We start from the raw sequence: 12,461 nt of genomic DNA on the forward strand, positions 1-12,461 counted from the left end.
CCCGCTTTTGACAATCTACGGATGTTCTCAGGGCGGGGCGCAATTCCCCACCGGCGGTATGCGGGCATGACCCGTAAGCCCGCGAGCGGCGTTTGCAGTGCAGACGTGTCAGCAGATCCGGTGAGATGCCGGAGCCGACGGTCATAGTCCGGATGAAAGAGAACGTGCCATATCCACGCCATCGGGGCGAGGTCGTGGCATGTAATCGCCTTGGGTGACGTGTCTGTTACAATAGGAGATTACAATATGACACACACCCGCATTGCTTATGTTCAGGCCCGTTGGCACGCCGACATCGTCGACCGCGCGCTGGACGGATTTTCAGAAATTATCCCGCGCGCCCAGATTGACGTGATCGACGTGCCCGGCGCGTTCGAAATGCCGCTGATGGCGCGCGATCTGGCGGCAACAGGGCGCTATGACGCCGTGGTTTGCGCCGCATTGGTGGTGGATGGCGGTATATATCGTCACGATTTCGTCGCCAGCGCCGTGGTTGACGGGTTGATGCGTGCCGGAATGGACACCGGTGTTCCCGTGCTGTCGGTGTCATTGACGCCGCACCATTTTCAGGAAACCGATCACCACATGGCGATCTATTCCGAACACTTCGTGACCAAGGGTCGCGAAGCTGCCCATGCTGCACTGGGCATCCTTCAGGCCCGCGCCAGCCTACGCAGCGTCGCGGCAGCCTAGCCCAGATAGGTTTTCAAAGCAGGCGGCGGGTTGTCCATCAGGGCACCTGCCGCCTGTGGAACATGGGCCACGCCCCCTTCGACAAAGATTACATCATCGGCAAAGCGTCGCACGTCCTGCGGCGCATGGGTAACCATCAGCACCGCCGCCTCTGTATCCGCCGCCACCTCTGTGACCAGATCCAGCATCTCGTCGCGCAGCGCAGGGCCAAGCGCGGCAAAGGGTTCGTCCAGCAGCATCAGCGGTTTTCCCTGCACCAGCATCCGCGCCAATGCCGCGCGGCTTTGCTGACCCCCCGACAGGTTGGCGGGCGTGCGGTCCTCGAACCCCGCTAGACCGACCCGTGCCAACGCTTCGCGCACTTGGCGACGTTCATCCGCCGACAGCCGCAGCGCCGGACGCAATCCAAGCCCCACATTCTGCGCCGTCGTCAGATGTGGGAACAGGTTGCCATCCTGAAACAGCATCGCCATCCCGCGCTGGTCCGGTGACGACTGTGTGATGTCACGCCCCTGCATCGACACGTGTCCCCGCACCAACGGTATGAACCCCGCCACAGCCCCCACCAGCGTCGACTTGCCCGCACCCGACGGTCCGATAATCGCGACCTTTCGACCCGCAGACACCGACAGATCGGCGCGCAGGTTGAAATCGCCCAGTTCGATCAGCACATCATTCAGATACAGCACTACGTCTTCCCCAAGCATCACAAATCCAGAACGCGCCAAAAGCGAGAACAATCAATAACAATGCGGCCCCCGCCGCCGCTTCCATCTGATAGGCGCCCATCAAACGATACATTTGCAACGGCAGCGTCGCATGGTCCTGATCGGCAAACAGTGCAATCACCCCCAGATCCCCCATCGAAAGTGCCGCCGCCAGCCCTGCGGCAAACCCCACCTGTGGACGCACGGCAGGCACAATCACCCAGACCCACAGCCGCCAACCGCGCAGCCCCAGCGCCGCAGCCAGCCGCCCTTGGGCCGCCATGACATCGCGCACCGCAGGCACCAGCACACGTAGCGCAAAGGGCAACGCCATCAGCGCGTTGACCAGTGCAGTTACGGGCAAGGCCAGCGATGAGGGCGCGGCAAAGGGGTAGATCAGGATAAACCACCCCGTCCCGATCATCAGTGGCGACGCGGCAAAGCCCAGTAATCCCGCCGCCTCGATCCCGCCCCGACGGCTGGTGCCGATCCAACCTGCCATCGGCAGGGCCAGTGCCAGCAGCACACACACGCTTAGACCAGAGACCCAGACCGACGACCACGCGGCCCGAAACACGCCCGCGGGCAGTGCTGTAATGCCCGGAAGGCCGGACAGCACAACAGACACCAAAGGCACCAACAGGAACCCCGCCGCCAGTCCGATCAGCACCGCATCAAGCCAACGCCGCACGCCCTTTGGTGCATCCCAGCGGCGCACGGTGCGGCCTATGCCGCCGGTCAGGGTTACCTGCGGCACCAACCAAAGCGCCAGCACCGCAGCGCCGCCCGCCATGCCCAGTTGCATCAACGACAAAACCGCCGCACGCCCAAGATCGAAGTCGAACAGAAACGCCTGATATATCGCCAGTTCGATCGTCGTGGCCCGTGGCCCCCCGCCCAGCGTCAGCGCCACTGCGAAACTGGCCAGACAGATCACAAAAATCAGCGCCAGCGCCCCCGGAACCACGCGCAGCAGAACAGGCCACTCAAGCACCCGAAACACAATACGTGGCGTCAGGCCCAATTGCGCCGCCAGCCGGAAACGTTCCGCAGGAATGCTTTGCCAGCCTTGCAGGATCAGACGCGTCGCCAGCGGCAGATTGAAAAACACGTGGGCCAGCAGCACACCGCCCAGCCCGTAGATCGACAGGGGTTCAAATCCCCACAGGCCCAACAACTGGTTAACCCAGCCGCCGCGCCCGAAGACCGCCAAAATACCCAGAACCGCAACAATCACCGGCAGGATAAACGGCGCACCCAGCAGCGCGATCAGCAAACTGCGCCCGACAAACCGTCGCCGTGCCAGCGCACGGGCCACCGGCACCGCCAGCGCTACCGAGATCACTGCCGACAAAAACGCCTGCCACAGGGTAAAGCGCACTGCGGCCCAATCGGCGGGGCCAAGGGAATATCCCGCCTCGGCCCGCCACGCCACAGCGCCCAGCGCTGCAGCAATCAGTGCCACGACCAAGGCCGCAGCGCCGATGCCGCCTGCGCGGCTTATCTGGACAGGGCTTGCAGCCATTCCTGCAACGCTTCGTCCCGCAGGGCGGGTGCGTCTTCAGCCGGAACCAACAGTGCCGTTTCCGGTGTGATCAAGGTTTCGAACCCTTCGGGCAGGCCGTCCTTGGGCGTCACTGCCGGATACATCCAGTTGGTCGTGGGAATGGCCGACTGGAACGCATCGGACACCATGAACTCAAGGAACTGGTCCGCCAGTTCCGGCTGGTCGCTTGCGGCAAGTTTACCCGCCACTTCGACCTGCAGGTAGTGACCCTCGTCAAAAGCGGCTGCCTTTTTGGTGGCATCCTCTTCGGCAATCAGATGATAGGCAGGCGAGGTTGTATAAGACAGCGCCATATCGGCCTCGCCTTCAAGGAACAGGCCATAGGATTCCGACCAGCCCTTGGTCACTGTCACGATATTGTCGGCCAGACCGGCCCAGATCGCGGGGGCTTCGTCGCCATAGGCGGCCTTGACCCACATCAGCAGGCCCAGACCGGGCGTGGACGAACGCGGGTCTTGAATGACGATCTTCAGATCGCTGTCGGCCAATTCGCGAAAGTTGGCGGGCGGTTCGGTGCCATCATTATAGACAAAGGCGAAATAACCCCAATCAAAGGGCACGAAATCCGGATCGGTCCATTCCATTGGCACGTCATAGGCAACATCGACCGAATGCGGCGCAAACAGGCCGGTGACCGTGGCCGCTGCGGTCAGGTTGGTGTCCAGCCCCAGAACGATGTCGGCGTCCGAACGTGCGCCTTCCAGCTTGATCCGCGCCAGCAGTGCGGCACCATCACCGGTGCCGACAAACTGCAAATCGCAGGCGCAAACCTGTTCAAAGGCTTTTTCAATCACAGGGCCGGGACCCCAGTCGGAAACGAAGCTGTCGTAGGTATAGACAGTCAGAACAGGCGTTTGGGCCTGCGCTGTTGTGGCAACGGTTGCTGCAAAAACTCCCGCTGCAAGATGGATCGGCTTCATGGCAGTCTCCAATTTGCTGGCGAAAGGGCAAAGCGTGGAGAGATGTCCAGACCTTCCCTCCGCCGGTGTTAACCGGTTCAGGTTCAACGGGTCCGCGATCATTCGCATCTCAGCCGCAATGGCCCCCCGAGGTAATACACAGCTAGGGCGTGCGGCGGGCTGAGGCAAGCCGAAATCAGATTTGCGCCAACACAGCCCACCCATGATCAACACCAATACCCTTGAGCCGGTGCGCCCGCCCCGCTATGGCCTTGGGCCAAAGGAGTCTGCGATGTCGATCAACAGCTTTGGCCACCTCTTCCGCGTCACCACTTGGGGCGAAAGCCACGGGCCTGCCTTGGGTGCAACTGTCGACGGCTGCCCCCCCGGCGTGCCGGTGGACGAGGCGATGATCCAGCACTGGCTGGACCGCCGCAAACCGGGCCAGAACAAATACACCACCCAGCGCCGCGAGGCCGACGCGGTGCGTATCCTGTCCGGAGTATTCGAGGGGCAGACCACCGGCACCCCCGTGCAGTTGATGATCGAGAACACCGACCAGCGGTCGAAGGACTATGGCGACATCATGGAAAAATTCCGCCCCGGTCACGCCGACATCACCTATTGGCAGAAATACGGCATCCGCGACTATCGCGGCGGTGGCCGGTCCTCGGCCCGCGAAACCGCATCGCGCGTGGCGGCGGGCGGTCTGGCACGCGAGGCCATCCGCGCCATCGCCCCAGATATGCGGATCACCGGATACATGACCCGCATGGGTGCACATGAAATCGACCGCAGCCGCTTCGACTGGGACCAGATCGAACAAAACCCGTTCTGGGCCCCCGATGCCCAAGCGGCCAACGACTGGGCCGAATACCTTGATGATCTGCGCAAATCCGGCAGCAGCGTCGGCGCTGTGATCGAAGTGGTGGCACGCGGCGTGCCAGCAGGGCTGGGCGCACCGGTCTATGGCAAGCTCGACACCGATCTGGCTGCGGCGATGATGTCGATCAACGCCGTCAAAGGTGTTGAAATCGGCGAGGGCATGTCTGCCGCGATGCTGACGGGCGAGTTGAATGCCGACGAGATTTTCATGGGCAACGATGGCAAGCCATCCTATTCCAGCAACCATTCGGGCGGTATTCTGGGCGGCATCAGCACAGGACAGGACATCGTCGTGCGCTTTGCGGTCAAACCGACATCGTCCATCCTGAAAACCCGCAAGACCATCACCAAAACCGGCGCCGAAACCGAGATTGTCACCAAAGGCCGCCACGACCCCTGCGTTGGCATCCGTGCCGTGCCCGTGGGCGAAGCAATGATGGCCTGCGTGATACTGGACCACATGCTGCTGCACCGTGGTCAGGTCGGCGGACAGGTTGGCGAGACCCGTGGCCACATTGGCTAAAATGTCACAAGATCGGCGAACTCAGCGCGGCCTCTGGGAATCCACCAGACACGCTCTAGGTATAAAGCACGTTGTTTTGAAAGGATGCATAATGAACCGTCGCTTTATCACCACTGCACTTGTTGTTTGCGCCCTGCTGCCGGCTGCGCTGCCTGCCTTTGCGCAGGACAAGATGGGGCGTGAAGGTACGTTTCAGGGCCGCAACGGCATCACCGCCAGCGGAATTGTCGTTGTGACAGACGCCGGCGTTTCGCTGATGCGCGATTTCAAGCTGGAAGGTGCCACCGACGCGCGCGTGGGACTGGGCCGCAACGGCAATCTGGACACCGGCACGGACATGGGCGCACTGCAATCTGCCGAAGGATCACAGGACTATTCCGCAGGCCGGTCGTTCAACGTCTCCGACTATAACGAAGTCTGGATCTGGAACCCCGCTGACAGTACACCGTTGGCAGTCGCCAAGCTAAACTGACACTTGCAACTCGATGAATGAAAGATCAAGGGTTGCACATGGCTATGCCCTTGATTGAAAACCGTCCCGGCACCGCTGTCATGCTTAAATTGCTGGCAGTTTTTTTGTTTATGGTGATGTCCGCAATGATCAAGATTGCGGTCCGCGAAGTGCCTGCGGGCGAGGCGGTCTTCTTCCGCTCATTCTTTTGTATTCCCGTCATTCTGGCGTGGCTTTGGCAAACGGGCGAATTGCGTCACGGGCTGTCGACCAATAACCCGATGGGCCACGTCTGGCGCGGATTGTTCGGAACTGCCGCGATGACACTGACGTTTATGGGACTTGGCCTGCTGCCCCTGCCCGAAGTGACCGCCATCGGCTATGCTACGCCGATGTTCACCGTCATCTTTGCGATTTTCCTGCTGAACGAAAAGGTGCGCGCAATCCGCCTGACCGCCGTAGGCTTGGGGTTGGTCGGCGTGCTGATCGTGATCTGGCCGAACCTGACATTGGGCGCAAACGACATGAGTCAGGCGGCGACCATGGGTGTTCTTGCGATCTTGGGGGCATCATTGGTGCGCGGGCTGGTGCAGATCCACATTCGCCGTCTGGTACAAACCGAGCATACCGCCGCAATCGTCTTCTATTTTTCGCTCACAGCCACGGCCCTGTCGCTGCTAACACTGCCCTTTGGCTGGGTCATGCCCTCGACTTCGAATCTGGCGCTGCTGGTTGGTGCCGGAATCATCGGCGGCGTTGCGCAAATCCTGATGACCAGCGCCTTTCGCTTTGGTGCGGCGTCAATGCTGGCACCTTTCGACTACGCCTCGCTGATCTTTGCCACCCTCATCGGGTTCGTGATCTTCAGCGAAATTCCCACATGGTCCACGGTGGCCGGTGCAATGCTGGTGGTGACCGGCGGTGTGCTGATCATCTGGCGTGAACGTCAACTGGGTCTCGAACGTGGCCGCGCCCGCGCCGTGACCGATCCAAAAGGTTAAAACATGACAGACGACCACAAATCCCGGATGCAAGACCTGCAAAGCAAACAGCGCGAAAAGATCGCCCAGACCGAAGATCTTGGACGCGGCTTGATCCTTGTGCATACCGGCAACGGCAAGGGCAAATCGTCCTCGGCCTTTGGCGTTGCCATCCGCGCGTTGGGCTGGGGCAAAACCGTCGGCGTCGTACAGTTCATCAAGGGCAAGTGGATCACCGGCGAGCGCCAGTTTTTCAAGAAGCTGCCCGAAGTGACCTGGCACACGATGGGCGAAGGTTTCACATGGGATACACAGGACCGCGATCGCGACATCGCGGCCGCCACCGCCGCCTATGGCAAAGCCTGTGATATGATGAAATCGGGCGACTATGACCTGATCCTGCTGGATGAAATCAACATTGCGCTGCGCTATGACTATCTGGACATCACCACGGTCATCGACGGGCTGAAAGCACGCGACGACCGCACCAGTGTGATCCTGACGGGTCGCGACGCCAAGCAAGACCTGATGGACTACGCCGATCTGGTCAGCGACATGACCGAAGTCAAACACCCCTTCAAATCCGGTATCAAGGCACAGCGGGGCGTTGATTTCTGACGCGGCGTCAAACGCCGCGCACTGCAACCTGTGGTAACTTTACCTTGCGTCACCCGATTCTCATGACGCCCAAGGGAGGAACCACATATGAAAATTCAAACCACACTGGCCGCTGTGGCGGCACTGGCACTGACAGCAACGACCGCGCTTGCAGATGCCCATTCCACGTGTGCCCCATCCAAATGGGGCGCCGACGATACCATCGGATCAGCCAACCACGTCAGCACCGAGCGCACGCTGGAAGCCGCCAAACTGATCAAACAGGGCAAATCCGTGCCACTGGGCATCACCATCGACGCCAAAACGCCGGCCTTTGCGCCGCGCTCGCTCAGCCTGCAAGTCGTGCAGCCAAACCAGCAGGGCGGCGCAAAGCTCGAGGCCTTCGGCTATCCGGGCAACTATAACGATGACATCCTCCACACATGGATCGGCATCGGCTCGCAGTTGGATGGTCTCGGCCACCTTGGCGAGGAAGGGATGTACTACAACTGCCTCGATGAAAAAGACATCAGCGTCATTACCGGTCTGACCAAACTGGGCACCCATGATGTGCCACCGATGGTCGCACGCGCAGTGATTGTCGATATGGCCAAACACTTCGGCACCGACGTGATGGAAGCGGGCCAAGGCTTTGGCTCGGAAGAGATCAAGGCCGCGATGGAGGCGCAGAACGTCACCGTCAACCCCGGCGACATCGTGATGTTCCACACCGGCTGGACGCAGGGCGTGCTTGAACAAGACCCCACCGCTTGGGTCTCCGGCGAACCGGGCCTGACCAACGAAGGGGCAGAGTATGTCGCATCGCTTGATCCGATGGCCGTGGGCGCCGACACTTGGGGCCTTGAAGCAGTGCCCGCAGTGGAAGGTGACGGCACCTTTTACGGCCACGTTATCTTGCTAAAGCAGAACGGGATATACATCCTCGAGACGATGAACACCGGCCCGATCCTTGACGACGGCGTGAACGAATTCATGTTCGTTCTGGGACAAGCCCGCATCCGTGGCACCGTTCAGGCAATGATCAACCCCGTCGCCCTTTACTAAACCCAACGCGGGCGCGGACGATACAACTGGTCCTCGCCCGCGCCTTCATCTTGCCAGACAAACTCCGGGGGAGGCCGCAGGCCGGGGGCAGAGCCCCCTAGTCCGACGTCGCCCGCACCCGATCCAGAATGGACCCGTTGCGATGCTCGACCTTGGCAACCACACGTCCGCTGGCGTTCGTTGGCAACGACGGCCCCGCCATGCTTTGCAAATCCTCGATCCCGATCACCTCCACGCCAGAATGGCGCAGACGCTCTGACAGATCGGCCCGTTCCGGATTGATCGCAACGCCCGCCTCGGTCACCACCGCGTCAATGCTTGTACCAGGAGTGGTCAGGCACCTTACCTGCGCCACCACGCGCGGTGTTTCACGCGCGCGCAGAGGCATCGTTACAATCGCCAGCTTTGCGCCCGCAGCCGTGTCTGCATGGCCTCCTGACCCGCCAATTATCCGGCCCTGACCTGTGGTAGTCACATTGACGTTGAAATTCACGTCAACCTCAGCCGCACCCAACAACATCACATCCAAACGGTCCGCCACCGTATCAGGGTGGTCAGGGCTGGCATATTCCGCAGCACTCATCGCGATGTGGTCAGGATTTACGGCATAGTCGGCAACTGCCGCGCGATCAAAGCTTTGCACGTTCAACAGCTTCCCGAACAGGCCCGCCCGCTGCATCTCGACTGCGGCGGCTGTGATGCCGCCCGCGATGAACGCCCCCTTTACACCTGTGTCGCCCATCAGTCGCGCCACCTGTCGCGCCGTGGCCAGTGACGTGGCACCGGCCCCCGCCTGAAACGCAAACCCATCTTGCAGCAGGCCCGACGCGGCAATCAACGCAAGTGTCCTGTCGGCAATTGCCTGCGCCTCGGCCCCCGGAGCACGGGCAGTGGTGCCCGATGTCAGATAGGCCGCATCACCGATGCTGACCACCCGCACCACCTGTATATCACCCGCTGGAATACACACCCGTCGCAAGGGGCCACAGGGTTCGTCCGTCACTGCAATTACGTGACGCGCGTGGGCGGCATCAACCATCGCATAGCCCAACGGCCCGCAGGCATTCACCCCGTCGGCGCCGCCAATATTGCCATCGTCATCCACTGATGGTGCTGCGATGACCGCCAGATCAATCGGCAATGTTCCGTTCGAAATCCGTCGTGCCCGTCCACCGTGGGTTTGCAAAGTGACCGTCTGCGCCAGCACCCCGCCCGAAATGGCCTCGGCCACAGGACCGGACATATAGGCCGTGGTGATCCGCGTCACCGTACCGGTGCGAATGTGGTCAACCAATGGCGCATGGCATGGAAACACCGATGACGGCGCAATGTGCAGATCGCGCAGACCCAGAGCCGCGCAGGCCTGAAGCGTCGCGTTCAAAACGGCATCGCCGTTGCGCAGGTGATGGTGAAACGACAGCGTGCCGCCGGACCTAAGACCCGACGTGGCAATGGCATCCTGCAAAGACACAGACATCAACGCGCCGCCCTTGGCATGTGGGCTGGGGCGGCGCGGATCATGGTCAGCTGCGGACCAGCTTTTCATAGCCTTCCGCGATCTCGCGGGTCAGCGTACCAACTTCAAAGTTGAAATCGCCGATCTCGCCCACGGGCGTCACCTCGGCAGCCGATCCGGTCAGAAAGCACTGTTCAAAGCCTTCCAGTTCTTCGGGCATGATGTGGCGTTCATGCACCTTGATCTGACGGTCTTTCAACATGCCGATCACCGTCTGACGTGTCAGGCCGTTCAGGATCGAATCCGCCAGCGGCGTATGTACTTCGCCATCCTTTACGAAAAAGATGTTGGCGCCGGTCGCTTCGGCCACATAGCCGCGATAATCAAGGAACATCGCATCCGAGCAGCCTTTGGCTTCGGCGGCATGTTTGGACATGGTGCAGATCATATAGAGACCCGCAGCCTTGGCCGCGACGGGGATGGTTTCAGGGCTGGGACGCTTCCATTTGGCGATGTCCAGCTTGGCGCCTTTCATCTTGGCGTCGCCATAATAGTTGCCCCATTCCCACGCAGTCACAGCCATACGGATCGGGTTCCGCGATGCGGCGACACCCATGTCCTCGCCCGCACCACGGAACGCCACAACCCGCAGATATGCGTTGGTCAGACCGTTGGCATCCAGCGTCGCCCGCTTGGCGGCTTCGATCTCGTCCACGGTATAGGGGATCGCCATATCCATCAGTTCGCCGGATTTCAGTAGGCGCTGCGAATGTTTGCGGCTTTTGAACACTTTGCCATCATAGCACCGCTCGCCTTCAAAGACCGAGGACGCATAGTGCAGAGCGTGCGTCAGAATATGGACGTTTGCGTCGCGCCACTCGACCAGTTTACCATCCATCCAGATCTTGCCGTCACGATCATCATATGCGCCAGACATCGGTCACATCCTTTTGTTTGTTTTCCTAATATTGCGCATTTATGACCGGTGTGGACATTTTATTGCGCAAAACATGCGATTCGATAGCCCTTGGCTATTGGAATGTCAACAACACTGACGTAAGCTGACGTTTACACGGGACGAGTGAGGCACACGGAATATGCGTGACACTGGCATGGGTGCGGGACTGGGGGGCGAAAGCCTGCTGTTCCTGACAGACGAGCAACTGCGACAGGGTATCGAGGCAATGTTCTTTGCCTATCGCGGGTTTACGGCCGATCCCGACCGCATTCTGGCAGACATGGCTTATGGCCGTGCGCACCACCGAGCGGTGCACTTTATCAACCGCGCACCGGGCACCACGGTGAACAATCTGCTGAACATTCTGGGTGTGACCAAACAGTCGCTGAACCGCGTGCTGCGCACCCTGATTGCAGACGGGCTGGTCGAAAGCCGGGTGGGCCAGAACGACAAACGCGAACGCCACCTGTATCTGACAGAGGCGGGTCGTGCGCTGGAACAGCAACTGTCCGACGCCCAACGCGCCCGTATGCGCGCAGCTTTTCGCGAAGCCGGGCCAGACGCCGTCGGAGGGTTCCGCCGCGTGCTTGAAGCGATGATGGACCCCGAAATGCGGCGCGCTTATGCCCGCCTGAAGGAAAACGGCGCATGAGCGATTTTGACGCCCACCTGCTGGTCGTAGATGACGACGAACGCATCCGCACACTGTTGCAGAAATTCCTGATCCGGAACGGCTTTCTGGTGACCGCCGCCCGCGACGCCCAGCACGCACGGCGCATCCTGACGGGGCTGGACTTCGACATGATCATTCTTGATGTGATGATGCCCGGTGAAGACGGTCTTAGCCTGTGCCGGTCATTGCGCGAAACCAAAACCACGCCAATCCTGCTGCTGACTGCGCGCGGTGAAACAGATGCCCGCATCGAAGGATTTGAAGCCGGTGCCGACGATTACCTGCCCAAACCGTTCGAGCCAAAAGAACTGCTGCTGCGCATCAATGCCGTACTGCGGCGTATGCCCGACACCCCAGCCGAAGACAGCATGCCCAAAATCCTGCATCTGGGCGACATCCGCTATGACCTTGAACGCGGCGAGATGTGGCAGGGTCAGGACATTGTGCGTCTGACCGGCACCGAAATGCTGTTGATGAAGATATTTTCTGCACAACCCGGCAACCCGATCAGCCGCGCCAAACTGGTCGAGGAACTGGGTCGCGACCGTGGCCAGGCACAAGAACGCGCGGTTGATGTACAAATCACCCGTCTGCGTCGCAAAATCGAAAGTGACCCCAAACAACCCCGTTACCTGCAAACAGTGCGCGGCGCAGGCTATATGCTGGCACCGGACTAACTGCGCAAAAACTGCGGCTTGTCCGTCTGGCATCGGGTCGCGAACGCCGCTATGCTGCACACGAAGTAGCAAGAGGCGCCGCGCATGACCGAGACACCCGTGAACGAGATGAGCTTTGAGCAAGCGATGGCCGAACTGGAACAGGTTCTGGGCCAGCTTGAACGCGGCGATGTGGCACTGGACGAGTCGATTACGCTTTATGAACGCGGGGCAGCTCTGAAAGCGCGCTGCGAGGCCAAGCTGAAAGAAGCCGAGGAAAAAGTCGCCGCCATCACGCTGGACAGCGACGGCAACCCCACCGGCACTGCGCCCGTCGACATTCAGTAGGTC

Annotated in this window: 14 protein-coding genes and 2 riboswitches; of the genes, 9 read left to right on the forward strand and 5 right to left on the reverse strand. The window is 60.6% G+C overall.

Annotation, left to right across the window (positions count from 1 at the left end):
* The first annotated feature begins 19 nt into the window (after nt 1–19).
* Nucleotides 20–168, forward strand: a riboswitch (FMN riboswitch).
* 78 nt (nt 169–246) lie between these two features.
* Nucleotides 247–693, forward strand: coding sequence for a 6,7-dimethyl-8-ribityllumazine synthase (locus SULPSESMR1_RS14890; RefSeq protein WP_089421536.1), 447 nt, complete (start codon nt 247–249; stop codon nt 691–693).
* Here SULPSESMR1_RS14890 and SULPSESMR1_RS14895 read toward each other — a convergent pair.
* Genes SULPSESMR1_RS14895 through thiB form a run of 3 tightly spaced genes read right to left on the reverse strand, consistent with a single transcriptional unit; the run spans nt 690 to nt 3,887 of the window.
* Entirely contained in the window at nt 690–1,382 is a 693-nt protein-coding gene (locus SULPSESMR1_RS14895; RefSeq protein ID WP_217621143.1) for a thiamine ABC transporter ATP-binding protein, read from the reverse strand. The two genes, SULPSESMR1_RS14890 and SULPSESMR1_RS14895, sit on opposite strands and share 4 nt — an antisense overlap.
* Nucleotides 1,366–2,925 carry a thiamine/thiamine pyrophosphate ABC transporter permease ThiP gene (locus SULPSESMR1_RS14900; protein WP_089421538.1) on the reverse strand — a complete coding sequence of 520 codons (1,560 nt, stop codon included), beginning with the start codon at nt 2,923–2,925 and terminating at the stop codon, nt 1,366–1,368. The genes SULPSESMR1_RS14895 and SULPSESMR1_RS14900 overlap by 17 nt, the downstream gene beginning before the upstream one ends.
* A complete protein-coding gene (thiB, locus tag SULPSESMR1_RS14905; RefSeq protein WP_089421539.1) occupies nt 2,901–3,887 on the reverse strand; it encodes a thiamine ABC transporter substrate binding subunit in 987 nt (328 codons plus the stop codon). Before thiB ends, SULPSESMR1_RS14900 begins: the two co-directional genes overlap by 25 nt.
* A gap of 37 nt (nt 3,888–3,924) precedes the next feature.
* Nucleotides 3,925–4,026, reverse strand: a riboswitch (TPP riboswitch).
* Between the two features lie 132 nt (nt 4,027–4,158).
* Here thiB and aroC point away from each other — a divergent pair.
* The 5 genes from aroC (at nt 4,159) to SULPSESMR1_RS14930 (ending at nt 8,367) form a co-directional block, all read left to right on the forward strand.
* A complete protein-coding gene (aroC, locus tag SULPSESMR1_RS14910; protein WP_089422349.1) occupies nt 4,159–5,274 on the forward strand; it encodes a chorismate synthase in 1,116 nt (371 codons plus the stop codon).
* 91 nt (nt 5,275–5,365) lie between these two features.
* Nucleotides 5,366–5,746 carry a hypothetical protein gene (locus SULPSESMR1_RS14915; RefSeq protein ID WP_089421541.1) on the forward strand — a complete coding sequence of 127 codons (381 nt, stop codon included), beginning with the start codon at nt 5,366–5,368 and terminating at the stop codon, nt 5,744–5,746.
* 38 nt (nt 5,747–5,784) lie between these two features.
* Nucleotides 5,785–6,726, forward strand: a complete 942-nt coding sequence (locus tag SULPSESMR1_RS14920) for a DMT family transporter (RefSeq protein ID WP_089422350.1) — start codon at nt 5,785–5,787, stop codon at nt 6,724–6,726.
* A 3-nt stretch (nt 6,727–6,729) separates the two neighbouring features.
* Nucleotides 6,730–7,323 carry a cob(I)yrinic acid a,c-diamide adenosyltransferase gene (gene cobO / locus SULPSESMR1_RS14925; protein ID WP_089421543.1) on the forward strand — a complete coding sequence of 198 codons (594 nt, stop codon included), beginning with the start codon at nt 6,730–6,732 and terminating at the stop codon, nt 7,321–7,323.
* Between the two features lie 87 nt (nt 7,324–7,410).
* Nucleotides 7,411–8,367: a cyclase family protein gene (locus SULPSESMR1_RS14930; protein ID WP_089421545.1), complete on the forward strand. Its 957-nt coding sequence runs from the start codon at nt 7,411–7,413 to the stop codon at nt 8,365–8,367.
* Nucleotides 8,368–8,464: 97 nt separating this feature from the next.
* Here the strand turns inward: SULPSESMR1_RS14930 and SULPSESMR1_RS14935 are convergent, their stop codons facing one another.
* Together SULPSESMR1_RS14935 and SULPSESMR1_RS14940 are read right to left on the reverse strand one after the other, a co-directional pair.
* On the reverse strand, nt 8,465–9,913 hold the full coding sequence (locus SULPSESMR1_RS14935; RefSeq protein ID WP_089421547.1) for a citrate lyase subunit alpha: 1,449 nt from the start codon (nt 9,911–9,913) through the stop codon (nt 8,465–8,467).
* Nucleotides 9,891–10,760: a branched-chain amino acid aminotransferase gene (locus SULPSESMR1_RS14940; RefSeq protein ID WP_089421548.1), complete on the reverse strand. Its 870-nt coding sequence runs from the start codon at nt 10,758–10,760 to the stop codon at nt 9,891–9,893. The genes SULPSESMR1_RS14935 and SULPSESMR1_RS14940 overlap by 23 nt, the downstream gene beginning before the upstream one ends.
* Nucleotides 10,761–10,920: 160 nt before the next feature.
* Between SULPSESMR1_RS14940 and SULPSESMR1_RS14945 the strand changes: the two genes are divergently transcribed.
* From SULPSESMR1_RS14945 to SULPSESMR1_RS14955, 3 genes are all read left to right on the forward strand, one after another.
* Nucleotides 10,921–11,433 carry a MarR family winged helix-turn-helix transcriptional regulator gene (locus SULPSESMR1_RS14945; RefSeq protein WP_089421550.1) on the forward strand — a complete coding sequence of 171 codons (513 nt, stop codon included), beginning with the start codon at nt 10,921–10,923 and terminating at the stop codon, nt 11,431–11,433.
* Complete coding sequence (locus SULPSESMR1_RS14950; RefSeq protein WP_089421552.1) at nt 11,430–12,131, forward strand: response regulator; 702 nt, start codon at nt 11,430–11,432, stop codon at nt 12,129–12,131. Before SULPSESMR1_RS14945 ends, SULPSESMR1_RS14950 begins: the two co-directional genes overlap by 4 nt.
* Nucleotides 12,132–12,215: 84 nt before the next feature.
* Nucleotides 12,216–12,458: an exodeoxyribonuclease VII small subunit gene (locus tag SULPSESMR1_RS14955; RefSeq protein WP_089421554.1), complete on the forward strand. Its 243-nt coding sequence runs from the start codon at nt 12,216–12,218 to the stop codon at nt 12,456–12,458.
* Nucleotides 12,459–12,461 lie beyond the last annotated feature (3 nt).

The organism is Pseudosulfitobacter pseudonitzschiae (assembly GCF_002222635.1).
GTDB lineage: Bacteria > Pseudomonadota > Alphaproteobacteria > Rhodobacterales > Rhodobacteraceae > Pseudosulfitobacter > Pseudosulfitobacter pseudonitzschiae_A.

What these genes read in the sequence shown, in the direction of transcription:
- SULPSESMR1_RS14915 (WP_089421541.1), top strand. Translation starts at nt 5,366, where the DNA reads ATGAACCGTCGCTTTATCACCACTGCACTTGTTGTTTGCGCCCTGCTG.
- SULPSESMR1_RS14935 (WP_089421547.1), bottom strand. Translation starts at nt 9,913, where the DNA reads ATGAAAAGCTGGTCCGCAGCTGACCATGATCCGCGCCGCCCCAGCCCA.
- SULPSESMR1_RS14955 (WP_089421554.1), top strand. Translation starts at nt 12,216, where the DNA reads ATGACCGAGACACCCGTGAACGAGATGAGCTTTGAGCAAGCGATGGCC.
- aroC (WP_089422349.1), top strand. Translation starts at nt 4,159, where the DNA reads ATGTCGATCAACAGCTTTGGCCACCTCTTCCGCGTCACCACTTGGGGC.
- cobO (WP_089421543.1), top strand. Translation starts at nt 6,730, where the DNA reads ATGACAGACGACCACAAATCCCGGATGCAAGACCTGCAAAGCAAACAG.
- SULPSESMR1_RS14890 (WP_089421536.1), top strand. Translation starts at nt 247, where the DNA reads ATGACACACACCCGCATTGCTTATGTTCAGGCCCGTTGGCACGCCGAC.
- SULPSESMR1_RS14950 (WP_089421552.1), top strand. Translation starts at nt 11,430, where the DNA reads ATGAGCGATTTTGACGCCCACCTGCTGGTCGTAGATGACGACGAACGC.
- SULPSESMR1_RS14940 (WP_089421548.1), bottom strand. Translation starts at nt 10,760, where the DNA reads ATGTCTGGCGCATATGATGATCGTGACGGCAAGATCTGGATGGATGGT.
- SULPSESMR1_RS14920 (WP_089422350.1), top strand. Translation starts at nt 5,785, where the DNA reads ATGGCTATGCCCTTGATTGAAAACCGTCCCGGCACCGCTGTCATGCTT.
- SULPSESMR1_RS14945 (WP_089421550.1), top strand. Translation starts at nt 10,921, where the DNA reads ATGCGTGACACTGGCATGGGTGCGGGACTGGGGGGCGAAAGCCTGCTG.
- thiB (WP_089421539.1), bottom strand. Translation starts at nt 3,887, where the DNA reads ATGAAGCCGATCCATCTTGCAGCGGGAGTTTTTGCAGCAACCGTTGCC.
- SULPSESMR1_RS14930 (WP_089421545.1), top strand. Translation starts at nt 7,411, where the DNA reads ATGAAAATTCAAACCACACTGGCCGCTGTGGCGGCACTGGCACTGACA.
- SULPSESMR1_RS14900 (WP_089421538.1), bottom strand. Translation starts at nt 2,925, where the DNA reads ATGGCTGCAAGCCCTGTCCAGATAAGCCGCGCAGGCGGCATCGGCGCT.